Source organism: Amycolatopsis acididurans (assembly GCF_012328925.1).
Taxonomy (GTDB): domain Bacteria; phylum Actinomycetota; class Actinomycetes; order Mycobacteriales; family Pseudonocardiaceae; genus Amycolatopsis_E; species Amycolatopsis_E acididurans.
This window is the reverse complement of sequence record NZ_JAAXLS010000006.1, coordinates 254,295-273,612: the sequence shown is the minus strand read 5'-3', so window position 1 is coordinate 273,612 and position 19,318 is coordinate 254,295. Positions and strand designations below refer to the sequence as shown.

At 69.9% G+C, this 19,318-nt stretch carries 19 protein-coding genes; 7 read left to right on the top strand and 12 right to left on the bottom strand.

The features are described from left to right. A partial coding sequence (locus HFP15_RS13045) for an acetate--CoA ligase (RefSeq protein WP_168515063.1) occupies nt 1-1,349 on the bottom strand: 1,349 nt, incomplete at its 3' end. 160 nt (nt 1,350-1,509) lie between these two features. Between HFP15_RS13045 and HFP15_RS13040 the strand changes: the two genes are divergently transcribed. The 4 genes from HFP15_RS13040 to HFP15_RS13025 are packed head-to-tail and all read left to right on the top strand — an operon-like array spanning nt 1,510 to nt 5,322. Next, nucleotides 1,510-2,544, top strand: a complete 1,035-nt coding sequence (locus tag HFP15_RS13040; protein ID WP_168515061.1) for a sensor histidine kinase — start codon at nt 1,510-1,512, stop codon at nt 2,542-2,544. Then, nucleotides 2,541-3,308, top strand: a complete 768-nt coding sequence (locus tag HFP15_RS13035) for a LytR/AlgR family response regulator transcription factor (protein ID WP_168515059.1) — start codon at nt 2,541-2,543, stop codon at nt 3,306-3,308. Before HFP15_RS13040 ends, HFP15_RS13035 begins: the two co-directional genes overlap by 4 nt. Continuing rightward, nucleotides 3,305-3,655, top strand: coding sequence for a hypothetical protein (locus HFP15_RS13030; RefSeq protein WP_168515057.1), 351 nt, complete (start codon nt 3,305-3,307; stop codon nt 3,653-3,655). The genes HFP15_RS13035 and HFP15_RS13030 overlap by 4 nt, the downstream gene beginning before the upstream one ends. Continuing rightward, nucleotides 3,652-5,322 carry a sodium/solute symporter gene (locus tag HFP15_RS13025; protein WP_168515055.1) on the top strand — a complete coding sequence of 557 codons (1,671 nt, stop codon included), beginning with the start codon at nt 3,652-3,654 and terminating at the stop codon, nt 5,320-5,322. The genes HFP15_RS13030 and HFP15_RS13025 overlap by 4 nt, the downstream gene beginning before the upstream one ends. Before the next feature lie 21 nt (nt 5,323-5,343). Here the strand turns inward: HFP15_RS13025 and HFP15_RS13020 are convergent, their stop codons facing one another. Further along, nucleotides 5,344-6,120 (bottom strand): SDR family oxidoreductase, encoded by a 777-nt coding sequence (locus tag HFP15_RS13020; protein ID WP_312871565.1) that lies wholly within the window; start codon nt 6,118-6,120, stop codon nt 5,344-5,346. Beyond that, nucleotides 6,117-6,869, bottom strand: coding sequence for an SDR family oxidoreductase (locus tag HFP15_RS13015; protein ID WP_168515051.1), 753 nt, complete (start codon nt 6,867-6,869; stop codon nt 6,117-6,119). The genes HFP15_RS13020 and HFP15_RS13015 overlap by 4 nt, the downstream gene beginning before the upstream one ends. Nucleotides 6,870-6,970: 101 nt before the next feature. Here HFP15_RS13015 and HFP15_RS13010 point away from each other — a divergent pair, with 101 nt between their 5' ends. The 3 genes from HFP15_RS13010 to HFP15_RS13000 all read left to right on the top strand — a co-directional run bounded on the left by HFP15_RS13010 (nt 6,971) and on the right by HFP15_RS13000 (nt 9,237). After that, on the top strand, nt 6,971-7,582 hold the full coding sequence (locus HFP15_RS13010) for a TetR/AcrR family transcriptional regulator (RefSeq protein ID WP_168515049.1): 612 nt from the start codon (nt 6,971-6,973) through the stop codon (nt 7,580-7,582). Nucleotides 7,583-7,680: 98 nt separating this feature from the next. Continuing rightward, nucleotides 7,681-8,775 (top strand): epoxide hydrolase family protein, encoded by a 1,095-nt coding sequence (locus HFP15_RS13005; protein ID WP_168515047.1) that lies wholly within the window; start codon nt 7,681-7,683, stop codon nt 8,773-8,775. Nucleotides 8,776-8,784: 9 nt separating this feature from the next. After that, nucleotides 8,785-9,237, top strand: a complete 453-nt coding sequence (locus HFP15_RS13000; RefSeq protein WP_168515045.1) for a nucleoside deaminase — start codon at nt 8,785-8,787, stop codon at nt 9,235-9,237. A 6-nt stretch (nt 9,238-9,243) separates the two neighbouring features. On the opposite strand, the gene HFP15_RS12995 is transcribed toward HFP15_RS13000, so the two are convergent. From HFP15_RS12995 to HFP15_RS12955, 9 genes are all read right to left on the bottom strand, one after another. Further along, the gene (locus HFP15_RS12995) at nt 9,244-9,447 is read right to left on the bottom strand and encodes a hypothetical protein (RefSeq protein WP_210717196.1); all 204 of its coding nucleotides are present in this window, start codon (nt 9,445-9,447) and stop codon (nt 9,244-9,246) included. Nucleotides 9,448-9,547: 100 nt separating this feature from the next. After that, nucleotides 9,548-10,198, bottom strand: coding sequence for a TetR/AcrR family transcriptional regulator (locus HFP15_RS12990; protein ID WP_168515112.1), 651 nt, complete (start codon nt 10,196-10,198; stop codon nt 9,548-9,550). Then, nucleotides 10,195-11,031: an SDR family oxidoreductase gene (locus HFP15_RS12985; RefSeq protein ID WP_168515042.1), complete on the bottom strand. Its 837-nt coding sequence runs from the start codon at nt 11,029-11,031 to the stop codon at nt 10,195-10,197. The genes HFP15_RS12990 and HFP15_RS12985 overlap by 4 nt, the downstream gene beginning before the upstream one ends. Before the next feature lie 9 nt (nt 11,032-11,040). Further along, nucleotides 11,041-12,198 (bottom strand): acyl-CoA dehydrogenase family protein, encoded by a 1,158-nt coding sequence (locus tag HFP15_RS12980; protein ID WP_168515040.1) that lies wholly within the window; start codon nt 12,196-12,198, stop codon nt 11,041-11,043. Next, complete coding sequence (locus tag HFP15_RS12975) at nt 12,195-14,075, bottom strand: acetyl/propionyl/methylcrotonyl-CoA carboxylase subunit alpha (RefSeq protein WP_168515038.1); 1,881 nt, start codon at nt 14,073-14,075, stop codon at nt 12,195-12,197. The genes HFP15_RS12980 and HFP15_RS12975 overlap by 4 nt, the downstream gene beginning before the upstream one ends. 5 nt (nt 14,076-14,080) lie before the next feature. Then, a complete protein-coding gene (locus tag HFP15_RS12970) occupies nt 14,081-15,679 on the bottom strand; it encodes an acyl-CoA carboxylase subunit beta (protein WP_210717138.1) in 1,599 nt (532 codons plus the stop codon). Beyond that, complete coding sequence (locus tag HFP15_RS12965) at nt 15,676-16,797, bottom strand: acyl-CoA dehydrogenase family protein (RefSeq protein WP_312871564.1); 1,122 nt, start codon at nt 16,795-16,797, stop codon at nt 15,676-15,678. Before HFP15_RS12965 ends, HFP15_RS12970 begins: the two co-directional genes overlap by 4 nt. Next, nucleotides 16,794-18,479, bottom strand: a complete 1,686-nt coding sequence (locus tag HFP15_RS12960) for an acyclic terpene utilization AtuA family protein (protein ID WP_168515034.1) — start codon at nt 18,477-18,479, stop codon at nt 16,794-16,796. The genes HFP15_RS12965 and HFP15_RS12960 overlap by 4 nt, the downstream gene beginning before the upstream one ends. Continuing rightward, the gene (locus HFP15_RS12955) at nt 18,476-19,264 is read right to left on the bottom strand and encodes a TIGR03084 family metal-binding protein (RefSeq protein ID WP_168515032.1); all 789 of its coding nucleotides are present in this window, start codon (nt 19,262-19,264) and stop codon (nt 18,476-18,478) included. The genes HFP15_RS12960 and HFP15_RS12955 overlap by 4 nt, the downstream gene beginning before the upstream one ends. Between the last annotated feature and the right edge of the window lie 54 nt (nt 19,265-19,318).

The window sequence follows — 19,318 nt, the reverse complement described above, 5'->3', positions numbered from 1 at the left end:
ACGACCTTGGCCGAGATCCCCGGCAGCGGTTTCTGCGCGGAGCCGGGTTTGGTGGCGGTCACCCCGGGCAGCGGGGAGATCATGATCGCCCCGGTCTCGGTCTGCCACCAGGTGTCCACCACCGGGGTGCGGTTCGCGCCGATGTGCTCGCGATACCACATCCACGCCTCGGGGTTGATCGGCTCACCCACACTGCCCAGCACCCGCAGGCTGGACAGGTCGTAGCGGGCGGGAATGTCCTCGCCCCACTTCATGAACGTGCGGATCAGGGTGGGGGCGGTGTAGTAGATCGACACCCGGTGCTCGGCGATGATCTCCCAATGCCGGCCCTCGTGCGGAGTGTTCGGAGTGCCCTCATACACCACCTGCGTGGCCCGGTTCGCCAACGGCCCATACACGATGTAGGAGTGCCCGGTCACCCACCCGATATCCGCGGTGCACCAATACACATCCTCCCCGGGCTTGTGATCGAACACCACATGATGGGTATAGGCCACCTGCGTCAGATAACCCCCCGAGGTGTGCAGAATCCCCTTCGGCTTCCCCGTCGTACCCGAGGTGTAGAGAATGAACAACGGATGCTCGGAATCAAACGCCTCCGGCGTGTGCTCGGCCGACTGGCCCTCGACCAGGTCGTGCCACCACACATCCCGCGCCACATCCATCGGCACCTCATCCCCGGTGCGGCGCACCACGATCACCTTCTGCACCGACGCGGCACCCGCCAAAGCCTCATCCACGTTGGCCTTCATCGGCGCCGCCTTACCCCGCCGATACTGCCCATCAGAAGTGATCACCACCTTCGCCTCCGCGTCATCCACGCGAGAACGCAACGCCGCCGGAGAAAACCCGCCGAACACCACACTGTGCATCGCACCGATCCGGGCACACGCCAGCATCGCGACGATGGCTTCGGGCACCATCTGCAGCTGGATCGCCACCCGGTCCCCGGCCGTCACGCCGAGGGAGAGCAGGGCGTTGGCGGCCCGGCACACCTCGTCCTTGAGCTCGGCGTAGGTGATATCACGCCGATCGCCCGGCTCACCCACCCAGTGAATCGCCACCTGATCCCCATGCCCGGCCTCCACATGCCGGTCCACACAGTTGTAGGCGACGTTCAACTTCCCGCCGACAAACCACTTCGCGAACGGCGCCCCCGACCAATCCAGCACCCGAGACCACCTCGTGTCCCAGTGCAACCGCTCCGCCTGCTCAGCCCAGAACGCATCCCGGTCCGCATCCGCCTTCTCATACCACTCAGCCGTGGCATTGGCCGCGGCGGCGAAACGGTCATCCGGCGGGAAGGTCCTGTTTTCGGTCAACAGGTTCGACAATGCCTCATTGCTCATGCAGGCTCCCATTCCACGCGTCGTCGCGGTTGGCGACGATAAGAGCCGTTGTGCCTCCGGTCACCGGGTCCGCGACAGACGGTAGCGATACCGGGACGAACGGTTGACGAACGTCGGCATACAATCGATGACCGACCGCCGACGACGATGGGTGGCTGCGATGCTTGTCCGCACGGCACGCGGCGATCTCGCGAGCATCCTCGCGAGATCGCGCCGGATCACCCGTGACGTCAAGGGCGGCCTCGACACCCCTCGAGCGCTTCGCGCGCTGCGCCGCATCCGCAGACTCCTCGGCGCGGAGGCGGCCGGATTCGCCGATCTGGCGGGTGCGACATTCTGGACAGGGCGTACCCAACGGGACGAAACGGTCGCCGCGATCGTCCGCGATGCGCTCCACCACGAGACTACACAAGGAAAACCGACGCTGATCGCCGTTCCGCTACAGGTCAGGGACGAGCTCGGCGGCGTGCTACTGGTCGCGGGCGAGGTCCAGGCCGCCGCGGTGCGCGAGGTCGCCGTGCTGGTGGAGCACGCGCTGGAACGCGGGAAGCTCGAGGCCTCGGCCGATCAGGTGGCGCAGGCCGAACTCCGTGCGCTGAGCGCGGAAATCTCCCCACACTTCGTCTACAACGCACTCACCGTGATCGCCGCGCTGGTGAAGTCCGAACCGGACCGTGCCCGCGAACTGATGCTCGATTTCGCCGACTACACGCGCTACAGCCTCGCGAAACACAACGAGTTCACGATGCTGTCGGAGGAGTTCCACGCGATCGAGACCTATCTCGCGCTGCAGAAGGCGGTGCTCGGCGAACGGCTGCAGGTGCAGATCCGGGTCGCCCCCGAGGTGCTCGCCGTCGCGGTCCCCTACCTGGTGCTGGAACCGCTGGTGGAGAACGCGATCAGGCACGGTATCGAGCCGAGATCGGGCACCGGTACCGTGCACGTCCGTGGCGAGGCGGAAGGCACCGACTGCGTGATCAGCGTGGAGGACGACGGCGTGGGAATGGACCCCGAGTTCGCACGGGAGATCCTCGCCGGACGGGCCGGCAACGGCAGTCTCGGACTGGCCAATGTGGACCGTCGGTTGCGCACGGTGTACGGGCCGTGGTTCGGGCTGGTCGTGGAGACCGCGGAGGGTGCGGGCACGAAGGTGATCGTGCGAGTGCCCCGGTTCCAACCTGGAGTGATGCCATGACGGGGTTACGCGTGCTGGCCGTCGACGACGTGCCACCGGCACTGGAGGAGCTCAGCCGGATGCTGCGGGACTGCCCGGAGGTCGGCGAGGTGACCGCGGTCGGGGATCCGCTGTCGGCCGTGCGCAACATCCAGGCCGGCGAGTTCGACGCGGCGTTCCTCGACATCGCGATGCCGGGCCTCGACGGACTCGAACTGGCCGCGCTGCTGGGAAAGCTGTCCCATCCGCCGGTGATCGTGTTCGTGACCGCCTACGACAGGCACGCGGTCAGCGCCTTCGGGGTCGGCGCGGTCGACTACGTGCTCAAGCCGATCCGCGCCGAACGCCTCGCGGCCGCGTTGACCAAGGTGAACCGGATGGTGCACGCGCTGCGGGTGGAACACGACGACGGCCGAACGTCCACACCGGACACCATGCCCGCGCTCGCGGTCGACGCGGCGGGCCGCACCCGCTACGTGCGCAGGGACGAGGTCCGCTTCGTCGAGGCACACGGCGACTACGTCCGGCTGCACACACCCGACGGCGTGCACGAGGTGCGCATGCCCATCTCGCGGCTCGAGGATTACTGGGAGGACTGCGGTTTCGTCCGCGTGCACCGCGGTTTCCTGGTCGCGTTGAACGCGGTGCGCGAACTGCGCAGCGATTCCGTCGGTGGCGTGCTGGCGCACACCGATTCCGGCGACGTCCCGGTCAGCCGCAGGCACGCACGCGAGCTGCGGGACCGCCTGCTGCAGGCGGCGCAACGCGGTGAGCTGGGCCGGTGACCCGCACCAAGCGCGTCGCGGTCACCAGCCCGCAGACCAGGCTCGCCCGCGGGCACCGGCGGGCGAACGGCCCGTGGCGGCCGCCCCGGCTGGACGGCGCCGACACCAGCCACGCCTCGTGGCTCTACCGCCGCCAGCGCGGCCGGGCGCTGCTGCTGCTCGCGGCACTGGCCGGGTTCCTGTGCGGGGTGGCCGTTCTGTTCAAGTTCGTGCCGGGGCTGGATCACCTGCGGCTGCTGGGAATGCCGTTGTCCTGGCTGATGCTGGGCGCGTTGCCCTTCCCCGTGATGGTGACGCTCACGCTGTGGCAGCTGCGGCGTGCGGAGCGGCTGGAGGACGAGCCGTGATCGTCGCGTTCGCGGTGCTGCCGGTCGTGCTGATGACCTTGCTCATCGGGGTGCGCGGGGTCGCGGCGATGCGCACCACCTCGGATTTTCTCGTTGCCTCACGGCGGATCTCCCCCGTACTCAACTCGGCCGCCGTGTCCGGCGAGTACCTCTCCGCCGCGTCGTTCCTCGGTGTGGCGGGAATGGTCGTCAAGGACGGGATCGGGGCTCTGTGGTATCCGGTGGGTTTCACCGCCGGATACGTCGCGATGCTGGCGTTGGTCGCGGCTCCCATGCGCCGTTCCGGCGCGCTGACGGTGCCCGATTTCGCCGAGGCGCGGCTGGGTTCGCCCGCGCTGCGGCGGCTGACCGCGATCGCCGTGCTGGTGATCGGCGTGGTCTACCTGGTGCCGCAGTTCCGCACCGCGGGTCTCGTGCTCAGCGTGGTGAGCGGCACGCCGTACTGGGTGGGCGTGGTGATCGCGGGTGTGGCGGTGAGCGTGACGCTGGCGCTCGGCGGGATGCGGGCGGCGACGTATGTGCAGGCGTTCCAGTTCGTGCTCAAGCTGGTTCTGCTCGTGGTGCCCGCGATCTGGCTGCTCGCCACGGTCGGTGCCGGGGTGCGGCACGAGGCCGTGCATCCGGTCGAGTTCACCCACTTCTCGCAGGACACCGCCGTGACGTTCGAGGCCGACGTCACGCTGCGGCTGCGCGAGCCGACACAGATCCGGAACGCCGAGGGAGTGTCGCACTTCTACCCGCCCGGCGACCTGTCGGTGGGTTCCGGGACCCGGCTGGAGTTCCCGGCAGGAGCGGCGGTGCCCGAGGCGAACGGCGGCAGGCTGCCGGGCGCGCCGGGCTGGGAACGGCCGCTGCTCGACGTCGACGGCTACCCGTTGCTGGGCACGCTGTCCGTGTTGTTCGCGACGGTGCTGGGCACGATGGGGCTGCCGCACGTGATCATGCGGTTCCACACCACGCCGGACGGCCGCTCGGCACGCCGTACGGCGGCGATCACGGTGTGCCTGCTCAGCGTGTTCTACCTGGTGCCGGGGATCTACGGGCTGCTGGGGAAAGTCCTTGTGCCGCAACTGTATTTGACCGGGGCGACCGACACCGCGGTGGTCGCGCTGCCCAGCCAGGTCGACAGCGGCGGCGCCGGGACGGCGTTCACCGGGCTGCTCACGGCCGGTGCGTTCGCGGCGTTCCTGGCCACCTCGCTCGGGCTGCTGCTGGTGATCTCCGGGGCGACGGCGCACGATCTGATGACCGGCGGCCTGCGCACCCTGCGGACCACGGTGCTCGTCACCGCGGCCGGGGTGGTGCTGCTCGCGCTGCCGGCGGCGCCGCTGGACGCCGACGTGCTGGTGACGTGGGCGTTCACCGTCGCGGCGGCGACGTTCTGCCCGCTGCTGGTGCTGGGCATCTGGTGGCCCCGGCTCACCGCCCCCGGCGCGATCGCGGGTGTGCTGACCGGGCTGGTGACGGTGTCCGGCTCGATCCTGGTGGCGTTGTTCGGCCCGCCGCTGCCCGGCTGGTTCGCGGTGCTCGTCGCCCGGCCGGCGCCGTGGGCGGTGCCGCTGGCGTTCGCCGTGATGATCGCGGGTTCGGTACGCGGACGCCCCCCGTCCTGGGCACGCGCGGCGATGCTGCGCCTGCACCTCGGCGACCGCGTCGGCGTGCCGTGAGGGATCGCACGGCACGCCGCCTCATTTCGGCAGCGCTTCGATCTTCTGCTGCAGTTTGTTCATGCCGCCGAGCCAGCGGTCGGTGCTCGTCGCGCGGGTCTCGTAGTACTCGCGCACCTCCGGATGCGGCAGGATCAGGAAACGCCCGTCCGCCAGGCCTTTCATCACCTCATCGGCCACATCGGACGGATCGATCGCGGACCCGGCCATCAGCAGCTGGCCACCACTGCCGGTACCGGCGAGCATGTTCGTCCGCACCCCCTGCGGGCACACCGCCTGCACGGTGATCCCCCGGTGCCGGTAGGTCGCCGACAGCCATTCCGCGAACGCCAGCGCGCCATGCTTGGTCACCGAGTACGGCGCCGAGCCCAGCATGGTGAGCAGGCCCGCGGCCGACACCGTCGCGAGGAAACGCCCCCGGCCGCGCTCCAGCCAGTCCGGCAGCAGCAGCTTCGCCGCCCGCACGTGCGCCATCACGTTGATCTCCCACGCGCGCGCCCACGCGTCCTCGGGCGCCTCCGGCCCTCCGTGCGGCGCGACCCCGGCGTTGGCGCAGAACAGCTCGATCTCGCCCAGCTCGGCCTTCGCCCGCTCGATCAGCCGCGAAACCCCGTCCTCGGACGCGGCGTCGCCCACGACCGCGACGCCGCCGACCTCGCGGGCGACGCGCTCGACCGCCTCGGCATCCAGATCCGCCACGACCACGCGCGCACCGGCGGCGGCGAAGCGCCGGGCCAGCGCACCGCCGATCCCGCCGCCGCCGCCGGTGATCACGACACCCGCGTCGTCCAGGTTCACAGCCCACCGCCCAGCGTCACGCCGCCGTCGAGCACCAGCGTCTGGCCGGTCATCCATCCGGCGTCCTCGGAGAGCAGGAACGCGACCGCGCCCGCGATGTCCTCGGGCACGCCCAGCCGCTTGAGCGGGTAGGCGGCCGACACCTCGTCCTCCTTGCCCTCGTACAGCACCGTCGCGAACTTCGTCTTCACCACCGCCGGCGCGACCGCGTTGACGCGGATGTTCGGCCCGAGATCGACCGCGAGCTCCATCGTCATGCGGATCAGCGCGGCCTTGCTCACGCCGTACATGCCGATCCCGCTCGACGCCCGCAGTCCCGCGATCGACGCGACGTTGACGATCGAGCCGCCGTGCTCCCCCATCCACGCGTCCCGCGCCTGCCGGATCCACGCCAGCGGGGCGAGCACGTTCACGTTGAGGATCTTGGCCGCCGCCGCGGGATCGACGTCGACGATGGGACCGTAGACCGGGTTGATGGCGGTGTTGTTGACCAGCATGTCGAGCCTGCCGAAGGCCTCCATCGTCCTGGCGACGGCCTCCTGCTGGTGCTCGGCGTCGTCGGCCTTGCCCGGCACCGCGATCGCCACGTCCTTGCCGCCGAGCTCGTTCACCGCCTCGGCCAGGGGCTCGGGCTTGCGCGCGGTGATGCACACCTTCGCGCCACGCTGCACCAGCTCGCGGGCGATGCCGAGACCGATTCCGCGGCTCGCCCCGGTGACGATCGCCACGCGGCCCTTGAACGAGTTCACTGTGCTGCTCCTGTCCGTTCCTGGACGCTGCTAAGCGCCCGCTTACACTGTCTGTAGCACGGCCACGACCTCGACTGGCCCGCTCCTGGGAGGATCCCGACGTGACCACCACGCTGTCCGCCGAACTCTGGCCCGATGTGCAGCCCGAGGCCGCCCGCCGCCTGATGCTGGCCGCGGTCGAGTCCTTCGCGGAGCGCGGCTACCACGCGACCACCACCCGCGACATCGCCGGCGCGGCCGGGATGAGCCCCGCCGCGCTGTACGTGCACTTCCCGTCGAAGGCCGCGCTGCTGTTCGCCATCAGCCAGAGCGGCCACGAACAGACCCTCGCACTCGTGGAGAGCGTCGTCGAGCGCGACGGAACCCCGCGCGAGAAGCTGCGGTCGATCGTGGAGGACTTCGTGGCCTGGCACGCGCGGCGGCACACGGTCGCCCGCGTCGTGCAGTACGAACTGCAGGCGCTGCCCGCGAACGAGTACGCCGTGGTCACCGACCTGCGACGGCGCATCGAGAACCACGTGCGGGACGTGATCGCGGCCGGGGTCGAGGACGGCTCGTTCACCGTGGGCGACCTGCGCACGGCCGCACGCGCCGTGCTCTCGCTCGGCGTGGACGTGGCGCGCTGGTACAGCGACCGCGTCGGCAAGACGCCGAAGGCACTGGGCCGCGAGTACGCGGACCTGGTGCTGCGCATGCTGGGCGCCACCGTCTGAATCAGGTCTGGCCGCTTCGCCATGCCGCCTACGCTACAGCACATACTAAGCGGTCGGTAACCTCCGGGCTTGTCACCCGTCACCGCTACCGTGACCCCATGACCGCGATCACCCCGCTCCGCGTCGACATCCCGCAGGCACAGCTGGACGATCTCGCCAGGCGCCTCGACCACACGCGCTGGCCCGACGAACTGCCCGGCCTCGGCTGGAGCTACGGCGTTCCGCTCGGCTACCTCAAGGAGCTGGCCGGGTACTGGCGCGACGGCTACGACTGGCGCGCGCAGGAGGCCGCGCTCAACGCGCATCCGCAGTTCACCACCGAGATCGACGGCCAGCGCGTGCACTTCCTGCACATCCGCGCGGCGACGCAGGGCGCACTGCCGCTGCTGCTCACGCACGGCTGGCCGGGGTCGGTCGTGGAGTTCCTGCGCGTGATCGAACCGCTGTCGGCCGATTTCGACCTGGTGATCCCGTCCATCCCCGGCTACGGCTTCTCCGGCCCCACCAGCGAGCCGGGCTGGGACGTGGACCGGATCGCACGCGCGTGGGCCGAGCTGATGCGCCGTCTCGGCTACCGGCGCTACGGCGCCCACGGCGGCGACTGGGGCGGCCCGATCACCCGCGAACTGGGCCGGATCGACGCCGAGCACGTCGTCGGCGTGCACCTGACGACGGTCCCCGGACAGCCCGCCGACGCCGAACCCCGCGACGACACCGAGCGGGAACGGCTGGCGCAGCGCAAGCGGTACCAGCGGGAGCTGTCCGGCTACGCGTCCATCCAGTCCCAGCGGCCCCAAACGCTGGCCTACGGGCTCAACGACTCACCGGCCGGGCAGCTCGCGTGGATCGTGGAGAAGTTCCGGGAGTGGACCGATTCCGCGAGCGCGCCGGAGGACGCGGTCGATCGCGATCAGATGCTGACCAACGTGATGCTGTACTGGCTGACCGGCACGGCGGGCTCGTCGGCGCGCCTGTACCGCGAGGCACTGCGCGTGTGGGTCACGCCGCCGCGGCCCTCGCCCACGCCCACCGGCGTCGCGGTGTTCCCGCGCGATCTGCTGCTGCCGATCCGGCGCTTCGCCGAGGAGTTCAACACCGTCACGCACTGGACGGAGTTCGACCGCGGCGGGCATTTCGCGGCGATGGAACAGCCGGAGCTGCTCAGCGGCGATATCCGCGCCTTCTTCCTCTAGGCTCGGCCCATGAGCCTCGATCCCGCCGTGCTGCTCGCCGTCGCCAGGGAGGAAGCCCTGCTCGGCAAGTCCGAGGGCGGGGTGCCGATCGGTGCCGCTCTGTTCACTGTGGACGGCGAACTGCTCGGCCGGGGCCACAACCGGCGGGTGCAGGACGACGATCCGTCGATGCACGCCGAAACCGCGGCGTTCCGCAACGCCGGGCGCCGGCCGCACTACCGCGACACGGTCATGGTCACCACACTGTCGCCGTGCTGGTTCTGCAGTGGTCTGGTGCGCCAGTTCGGCATCCCGCACGTGGTGATCGGCGAGGCGAAGACGTTCTCCGGTGGCCACGACTGGCTCGCCGAGAACGGGGTCGGCATCACCCTGCTCGAGGATCCGGAGTGCGTCGCGCTCATGACGGAGTTCATCGAGCGACGCCCCGAGCTGTGGTTCGAGGACATCGGCGAGCCGCGCTGACGGTCGTCAGGCGGCGACGGTCAGCCCGATGGCGGCGCGGCCGCCCGCGGTCAGCTCGGCGGTGAACCCGTCGGCGGCGGTTTTGAGGAACCCGCGATGCGCGAGTATGTGCGCGGTCATCTGGTCGCAGCAGGGCACCCCGTCGATGAACAGGTCCGGCTCACAGCTGCTCGACATCACCGCGCGGCCCTCCGCGACCGCCCTCAGCATCGCCAGCGCGCGATGCGACAAGTCCTCCGACACCGGAATCAACCCCCTCGGGCCAACATCTACTACACCCTGTTATCGCAGACTGCTCCATTAGCGTTAACTACGGGGTAGGCATTGTGATGTCGGTAGGACGTGTTATGGCGCTGCCCGGTTCCGGTAAGGCCGTGCCCAGCACGCGCGCCCACTGCCGCACGATCCGCGCGCGGCGGCGCGCGTCGTCGCGGAGCAGGTTCGCCAAACCCAGGCCACGCGCGAGGTCCAGGGTCGCCTGCACCATCTCCCGCACCCCCGGATGCGACTCGTTCACGCCGAGCAGCTCCACCGAGACCCGGTGCGCCTCGCGCCCGACCCGCGCCTCCAGCGGCGCCAGCACCGACCGCAGCGCCTCGTCCGCCGACGCCGCGACCCACAGATGCAGCGCGGCACGGAACATCGGGCCGGTATAGAGGTTGAGCAACATGTCGACCACGGGCTCGATCCGCGACTCCCCCGACGGCAGCCGGCCCGCGTACTCCCGCAGCCGCGTGACCTGCTCGGCGCCGACGTACTCGACCGCGGCGGTCACCAGTTCCTCGCGCGTGCGGAAATGGTGCTGCGCCGCACCACGCGACACCCCGGCGCGCTGGGCGATCACGGCCACCGTCGTGCCGCTCCAGCCGTGCTCGCCGAGGCATTCGACGGCGGCCTCGATCAGCCGCCGCCGCGTGGTGCGGCTGCGTTCCTGCTGCGGTTCCCGTGCCGGGGTGCTCAGGGCCGCCCCTCCACCCAGAAGTCGAGTTCGAGGTCGGATTCCCGTTCGCAGAGCCGGTACTTCGCGAAGTCGGTGACGCCCTCGGCGCGCAGCACCTCGTCGTCGATGAAGAACTGCCCGGTGACCTCGGTACTCGGTTTGGTCAGGATCGCGTACGCGGCGTCGGCCATGATCTCCGGCGTGCGGGACCGGTTCGCCAGCTCCGCGCCGACGACGTTGCGGATCGCCGCGGTGTCGATGGTCGTGCGGGGCCACAGGGAGTTCGCGGCGATCCCGGCCTCACGCAGCTCCGCCGACAGCCCGACGGTGACCAGGCTCATCGAGTACTTGGCGATGCTGTAGGCCAGATGCCCGGCCACGAACCACTTGGGGTCGAGACTGATCGGCGGGGACAGGGTCAGGATGTGCGCGTTGCCCGCCCGGCGCAGGTGCGGGATCGCCAGCTTCGACAGCAGGAACGAGCCACGCGCGTTGATGTCCTGCATCAGGTCGTAACGCTTCATGCTGACCTGCTCGGTCGGCGTAAGGTCGATCGCGCTGGCGTTGTTGACGACGATGTCGATGCCGCCGAAGGTCTCCGCCGTCTTCGCGACCGCGGCGGCCACGGCGTCGTCCTCGCGCACGTCGCACACGACGGGCAGCGCCGAACCGCCCGCGTCCTCGATCGCCTTGGCCGCGGTGTAGATCGTGCCCGGCAGCTTCGGATGCGGCTCGGCGGTCTTGGCCAGCAGCGCCACGTTCGCGCCGTCCCGCGCCGCTCGCACCGCGATGGCCTCGCCGATACCCCGGCTGCCACCGGACATGATGAGGGTCTTACCCGCCAAAGTGGACATAACCAGCTCCTAATAGGACTTCGGGAGGCCGAGCGAATGCTGGGCGACGAAGTTCAGCACCATTTCCCGGCTCACCGGGGCGATCCGGCCGACCCGGACCGCACCGAGCAGGGTACCGAGTCCGTACTCCGTGGCCAGGCCGTTGCCGCCGTGGACCTGGATCGCGGTGTCGACGGCCTTGATCGCGACCTCGGCGCCCGCGTACTTGGCCATGTTCGCCGCCTCGCCCGCGCCCATGTCGTCGCCCGAGTCGTACAGCGCGGCGGCCTTCTGCGTCATCAGCTTGGCCAGTTCCATCTCGATCTTCACCGTCGCCAGCGGATGCGCCAGTCCCTGGTGCGCGCCGATCGGCGTGCCCCACACGCTGCGCTCCTTCGCGTACGCGGTGCCCTTCTCCAGGGCGTAGCGCGCCAAACCGACGGAGAACGACGCCGCCATGATCCGCTCCGGGTTGAGCCCGGCGAACAACTGCGCCAGCGCGGCGTCCTCCGAACCGACGAGCGCATCGGCGGGCAGGCGGACGTCGTCGAGGAAGAGCTGGAACTGCTTGTCCGCGGAGACGAGGTCCATCTCGATCTGCTTGTACTCGAAACCCGGCGTGTCGGTGGGCACGATGAACAGCGCGGGCTTGAGCTTGCCGGTCTTGGCGTCCTCCGTACGCCCGACGACCAGCACCGCCTCGGCCTCGTCCACGCCGGAGATGTACACCTTGCGTCCGTTGAGGATCCAGTCGGCGCCGTCCTTGCGGGCGGTCGTGGTGAGCTTGTGCGAGTTCGAGCCCGCGTCGGGCTCGGTGATGGCGAAGGACATGCGCGCCTCACCGCTCGCGAACCGGGGCAGCCAGTGCTTCTTCTGCTCGTCCTTGCCGAATCGGGCGATCACGGTCGCACAGATCGCCGGGGACACGACCATCAGCAGCATCGGCGTGCCGGCGGCACAGAACTCCTCGCACACCGCGGCCAGATCGCCGATGCCCGCGCCGCCACCGCCGTACTCCTCGGGTACCGCGACGCCGAGGTAGCCAAGGCGCCCGGCCTCGTTCCACAGTTCGGTGGTGTGCCCGCCGCTGCGGGCGAGTTTCGAGTAGTACTCGTGGCCGTAGCGACGGGCCAGATCGCCCGCCGCCTTGCGCAGCGCCTGGCGCTCTTCGGATTCGGTAAACGTCATGACTGCTGCTCCTTCACTACGGCCAACACGGCCCCCATTTCGACCTGCTGCCCCACCGACACCGGCAGTTCCGCGACCACGCCGTCGGCGGGTGCGGTGATCTTGTGTTCCATCTTCATGGCTTCCAGCCACAGCAACGGCTCCCCGGCACGCACGCTCGCACCGGACTCCACCGCGATCCGCAGCACCGTGCCCGGCATCGGCGCGACGAGCGAGCCGGCGGCCAGGGCCGAACCGGGTTCGGTGAACCGTGGCACCGGCGCGAGCGCGACCGGACCGACGCACACGAGCCCGGGATAGCGGCCGACATCGAAGCTCCGCCGTACACCGGCCACGTCGAGCACGACCTGCTCCGGCGTCGCTCGCACGAGCGTGATGTCCTCGCCTTCGACGCGATCGCCGGTGTAGGCGACCTCGTATTCGCTGTCTCCCACCAGGTAGCGCTTGCGCTGGGGCGCCGAGCGGATGTTGCGCCAGCCGCCCGGGAAGCGCTTTCCTGCCCGGTTCGCCGCCGCGTCGGCGAAGGCCGCGGCGATCGCGGCGAGCCGTTCGTCGCCCAGCGGAGCCGACAACGCCGCAAGCCCGTGCCGGTCGAAGAACGCGGTGTCGATGTTCCCGGCGAGGAACTCGTTGTGCCGCAACACGTTCACCAGCAGATCGCGGTTGGTGCGCACGCCGTGCAGCTGCGCGGCGGTCAGCGAGGCGGCGAGCTTGCGCGCGGCCTCGGCCCGGGTCGGCGCCCACGCGATGACCTTGGCGAGCATCGGGTCGTAGTGCACACCGATCACCGAACCGTCGCGCACCCCGCTGTCGACGCGCACGTCCCCGGGGATCTCGAACCGGTGCAGCGTGCCGGTCTGCGGCTGCCAGTCCGCGGCGGGATCCTCGGCGTAGAGCCGGACCTCGATCGCGTGGCCCGTCGTTTCCGGCGGTTCGGCGGGCAGCTCGTACCCTTCGGCGACGCGGATCTGCAGCGCGACCAGATCGAGGCCGGTGACCAGTTCGGTGACCGGATGCTCGACCTGCAGCCGGGTGTTCATCTCCAGGAAGTAGAACCTGCCATCGTTGGTGGCGAGGAACTCGACGGTGCCCGCGCCCACGTACCCGATCGCCCCGGCGGCCTTGCGCGCCGCGTCGAACAGCTTCTCGCGCATGGGCCCGTCGACCAGCGGCGACGGCGCCTCCTCGATGACCTTCTGGTGCCGCCGCTGGATCGAGCATTCGCGCTCGCCCACGGCCCACACGGTGCCGTGCTGATCGGCCAGGACCTGCACCTCGATGTGCCGTCCGGTCTCGATGTAGCGTTCGCAGAACACCGTCGGATCGCCGAACGCGGAGGCGGCCTCGGCCTTCGCGCTTTCCACCGCACCGGGCAGTTCGGCGAGCGCGCGCACGATGCGCATGCCGCGGCCGCCGCCCCCGGCGGAAGCCTTGACCAGCACGGGAAGTTCCGCCTCGGTCACCTCGGGGGGGTCCAGTTCGGACAGTACCGGTACCCCGGCGGCATCCATGATCCGCTTGGACTCCACTTTGGAGCCCATGGTCTCGATCGCCTCGGGCGGCGGGCCGATCCAGGTCAGCCCGGCGTCGAGCACGGCGCGCGCGAAGGCCGCGTTCTCCGACAGGAAGCCGTATCCAGGATGCACGGCGTCCGCACCGGTGGCCTTCGCGGCCTCGATGAGCAGATCGACGCGCAGATAGGTCTGCGAAGGCGCGTCGCCCGGCAGCCGGACGGCCGCGTCGGCGTCGTCCACGTGCGGCGAGCCCGCGTCGGCGTCGGAGAACACCGCGGACCGGGCGATGCCCAGCTCGGCGCACGTGCGGAAGACCCGGCTGGCGATCTCGCCCCGGTTGGCGGCAAGGATATTGGTGATCACGGCGCTCACATCCGGAAGACGCCGTAGCCCTCGGCGCCCTTGATCGGTCCATTGTGGATGGCGGATAGGCTCAGCCCGAGCACGGTCCTGGTGTCCCGGGGGTCGATGATCCCGTCGTCGTAGAGCATCCCGGACAGGAACATCGGCAGCGACTCGGCCTCGATCTGCTGCTCGACCATGGCGCGCATGGCCTTGTCCCCGTCCTCGTCGTAGACCTGGCCTCGGGCTTCGGCGGACGCGCGCGCCACAATCGAGAGCACGCCCGCGAGCTGCTGCGGCCCCATCACCGCGGACTTGGCGCTGGGCCAGGCGTAGAGGAAGCGCGGCCCGTACGCGCGCCCGCACATGCCGTAGTGCCCGGCGCCGTAGGAGGCGCCCATCAGCACCGAGAGGTGCGGCACCCTCGAGTTCGACACCGCGTTGATCATCATCGCGCCGTGCTTGATGATGCCCGCCTGCTCGTACTCCTTGCCGACCATGTAGCCGGTGGTGTTGTGCAGGAAGATCAGCGGGGTGTCGTTCTGGTTGGCCAGCTGGATGAACTGCGTGGCCTTCTGCGACTCCTCGCTGAAGAGAATGCCCTGCGCGTTGGCCAGGATCCCGACCGGATAGCCGTGCAGGTTCGCCCAGCCGGTCACCAGGCTCGTGCCGTAGAGCGGTTTGAACTCGTCGAAGTCGGATCCGTCCACGATCCGCGCGATCACCTCGCGCGGATCGAAGGGCACCCTGAGGTCGCCGGGCACGATGCCGAGCAGGTCCTCGGCGTCATACATCGGCTCGTCGTAGTCCGGCTTGGGCGACGGCCCGAGTTTGTGCCAGTTGAGCCGCTTGACGATGCTGCGGCCCAGCCGGATCGCGTCCTGCTCGTCGGCCGCGAGGTAGTCGGCCAGTCCCGACGTGCGCGCGTGCATCTCCGCGCCACCAAGGGATTCGTCGTCGGACTCCTCACCGGTGGCCATCTTGACCAGCGGCGGTCCGCCGAGGAACACCTTCGCGCGTTCGGCGACCATCACCACGTAGTCGGACATGCCGGGCAGGTACGCGCCGCCCGCGGTGGAGCTGCCGAACACCAGCGCGACGGTGGGGATCCGCGCGGCCGAGGAGTTGGTGAGGTTACGGAACGTCCGCCCACCCGGGATGAAGATTTCCTTCTGTGTGGGCAGATCCGCGCCGCCGGACTCGACCAGGTTGATCGTGGGAAGCCGATTCTCGGCAGCGATCTCGGCGGCACGCAAACCCTTCTTCAACCCGGCCGGGTTGGTCGAACCGCCCTTGACGGTCGGATCATTGGCGACGATCAGGCATTCGACGCCCTCGACGGTGCCGACGCCGGTGACCACGCTGCCGCCGACCTGGTAGTCGGTGCCCCACGCGGCCAGCGGGGACAGTTCGAGGAACGGCGAGTCCTCGTCCAGCAGGAGTTCGATGCGTTCGCGGGCCAGCAGCTTGCCGCGTTTGCGGTGCCGCTCGACGTACTTCTCGCCACCGCCCGCGATGGCCTTGGCGTGCTCGGACTCCAGCTGGGCGAGCTTGTCCAGCATCGCCTCGCGGTTGGCGGCGAACTCCTCTCCCGAGGAGTCCACAGAGGATCGAAAGACGCTCAAGCCGTGTACCCCAATCGTTTCGCGGCGAGACCCGTGAGGATCTCGTTGGTCCCGCCTCCGATGCCGAGCAGCCGGACATCCCGGTAGTGCCGCTCCACTTCGGACTCCCGCATGTAACCGAGGCCGCCGTGCAGCTGCACCGCCTCGTTGACCACCCATTCGGCCGCCTCGACCGCGGTGTTCTTCGCGAAGCACGCCTCGGCGATCACGTCCTCGCCCGCCACGTACCGTTCGGCGACGCTTCGGGTGTACACCCGGGCGACGTCGATCTTGCGGGCCATGTCGGTCAGTTTGTGCTGCACCACCTGCCGCGAGATGAGCGGGCGGCCGAACGTCTCCCGCAGGCGGCACCAGTCCAGCGTCAGCTCCAGCGCGCGCTGCGCGTGCGCGTAGGCCTGCACGGCCAGTGAAACCCGCTCGGTCACGAACTGGGTCGCGATCTGGATGAACCCGCTGTTCTCCGGGCCGACCAGGTTCTCCGCGGGCACCTTCACGTCCACGTAGGACAGTTCGGCGGTGTCGGAGCAGTGCCAGCCCATCTTCTCCAGCTTGCGGCTCACCGTGAAGCCCGGCGTACCGCGCTCCACGACCAGCAGCGAGATCCCGTGCGCGCCCGGTCCGCCGGTGCGCACGGCGGTGGTGACGAAGTCCGCGCGGCAGCCGGAGGTGATGTAGGTTTTCGCCCCGTTGACGACGTAGTGGTCGCCTTCGCGGCGGGCGGTGGTGCGGATCGAGGCGACGTCGGAGCCGCCGTCGGGTTCGGTGATGGCCAGCGAGCCGATCAGCTCCCCGGCCAGTGTCGGCCTGACCCAGCGGTCGATCTGGGCCCGGTCGCCGGCCGCGACGATGTGCGGCACCGCGATGCCGTTGGTGAGCAGGGACGCGATGAGCCCGCCGGACCCGCCCGCGTACAGCATTTCCTCGGCGACGACGATCGCGTCGAGGTAGCTGCCTCCGCCTCCGCCGGCGCTCTCCGGGAACGACACCCCGAGCAGGCCGATCTCGCCCGCCTTGCGATGCAGTTCGCGCGGCAGCTCGCCGGCGCGTTCCCAGTCGTCCAGATACGGCAGCACCTCGTTCTCGGTGAAGCGCCGGACGAGTTCGCGCAGCTCGCTCACAACAGCACCTCGGGAATCTCGGCGTGGCGGGACCGCAGCCATTCGCCGAACGCCTTGGCCTGCGGGTCGAAGCGCGCCTGTGACGCGACGCCCTCGCCGAGCAGTCCGGTGACCACGAAGTTCACCGCGCGCAGGTTCGGCAGCAGGTGACGGCGCACCCGCAGGTCCGCGGTTTCGGGAAGCAGCCGCTGGAACTCCTCGACGGTCAGCGCGTTCGCGAGCCAGCGCCAGGCCTCGTCGGTGCGCACCCACACGCCGAGGTTCGCGTCGCCGCCCTTGTCCCCGCTTCGGGCGCCGACGACGGCACCGAGCGGCGCGCGGCGAGTCGTCCCCGTCAGCGGTTCCGGAAGCGCCGGATCATCCACATCGGACAAGGCGAGCGTTTCCCCGGCGGGCGATATGTCGACCCGCGAACCGTCCGGAAGTACCGCGACGTGCGGCACCTCGGTCGAGTCCACATAGGACGCCGTGTACACGCCGTAGGGCGAGGCGTCCGAAGGCGGCGCAGTGACGTGGAAACCCGGGTAGCTGGCCAGTGCCAGTTCGATCGCCGCGCCACTGAACGCCCGCCCGGCGACCTTCGGATCGGCGTCCTTGACCGCACAGTGCAGCAGGGCGCTGGCCCGCTGCTCGGTGTCGGCGTCCTCGTGGTCGGTGCGGGCCAGTGTCCACCGGATCTGCGCGGGCGGCTTGTCCTTGAGCGCGGATTCGAGTTGTTCACGCACGAGCGCGGCCTTGGCCTCGATGTCGAGCCCGGTCAGCACGAACGTGGTCTCGTTACGGAAACCGCCCAGCGCGTTGAGGCACACCTTGAGCGCCGGGGGCGGCGGTTCGCCCTTCGTGCCGCTGATGCGCACGCGGTCGCGGCCCTGGTGCTCCAGGGTCATGGTGTCGAACCGGGTCGTGACGTCCGGTCCTGCGTAGCGGGCGCCGGTGATCTCGTACAGCAGCTGCGCGGTGACGGTGCCGACGGTGACCACTCCTCCGGTGCCGTCGTGCTTGGTGATCACGCTCGACCCGTCGGCCTCGATCTCGGCGATCGGGAAGCCGGGCGTGCCCAGGTCGTGCTCGGTGAAGAAGGAGTAGTTGCCGCCGGTGGCCTGCGCGCCGCATTCGATGACGTGCCCGGCCGCGACCGCCCCGGCGAGCGCGTCGTAGTCGTCGCGGCGCCAGCCGTAGTGCGCGGCCGCGGGGCCGACGACGAGCGAGGCGTCGGTGACACGGCCGGTCACCACCACGTCCGCGCCCGCGTTCAGGCATTCGACGATGCCCCAGGCGCCGAGATAGGCGTTGGCCGTCAACGGTTTCCCGAGGCCGAGTGCGTCGGCGCGGGCGAGGAGGTCGTCGCCCTCGACGTGTGCCACCGCGATGTCGAGCCCGAGTTGGCCGGACAGTTCGCGGATCGCGTCGGCCAGCCCGGCGGGGTTGAGCCCGCCCGCGTTGGTCACGATCTTGACGCCGTTGTCCTTGGCCAGCCCCAGGTTTTCCTCCAGCTGCCGCAGGAACGTCTTCGCATACCCGCGGGCCGGATCCTTCAGGCGGTCGCGGCCGAGGATGAGCATGGTCAGCTCGGCCAGATAGTCGCCGGTCAGCACGTCGAGCGGGCCGCCGGTGAGCATCTCCCGCACCGCGGCGAACCGGTCGCCGTAGAAGCCGGACGCGTTGCCGACGCGGAAACTCACTCGAACTGCCCTGCCTTCCTGCCTTGTCCGGGCGGGCCGGCGAACGCCTGCGCGATGCCGAGCCACTCGGCCGCCTCCGGCCCTTCCGCGACGAGATGCGTGTCGTCCGGGTGCCGTCGCTGCGTGACGACGAGGCAGAAGTCCAGCGCGGACCCGGTGACGCGCTGCGCCGCGTCCTCGGGCCCGTAGGCCCACAACTCGCCGCTGGGTGCGCGCAGTTCCACCCGGAACTCCTCGGTCGGTGGGGCCAGCGAGTTGACCGAGAACGCGAAATCACGGGTGCGCACGCCGAAGCGCGCGATGTGCCGGATCCGGTCGGTCGGCTCGCGTTCCAGCCCGAGCGCGTCGTACACGTCCTGCGCGTGTGCCCACGTCTCCATGAGCCGCGCGGTCGCCATGGATGCCGCGCTCATCGGCGGGCCGTACCAGGGGAACTTGGTGCCCGGCGGCGCCTCGGCGAGCGCCGCCGCCAGATCCGCGCGCCCGGCGCGCCATTCGGCCAGTAGTTCCGCACGCGGTTTCTCCGCGATTTCCAGCGCGCCGTCGTGCACGTAGGTCTCCCCGGCTGCCAGTGCGCGCTTGAGTTCCGCACCGAAATCGTCGGGCGTGCGGACCGCGATGAGGGCCTTGGCGTCGGTCCAGGTGAGGTGGGCGATCTGGTGCGCGATCGTCCAGCCCTCGGCCGGGGTCGCGATGCGCCAGTCCACCGCGACGTCGCTCACGACGTCGTCCAGTGACTGGCCTTCGGCGGCCAGATCGCTCAAGATCGGTCCGAGATCCACCACAGCAGTCGCCTCCTCGCGCTTGATGCGAGGGTGTCAGTACCGGTAAGAAAAATC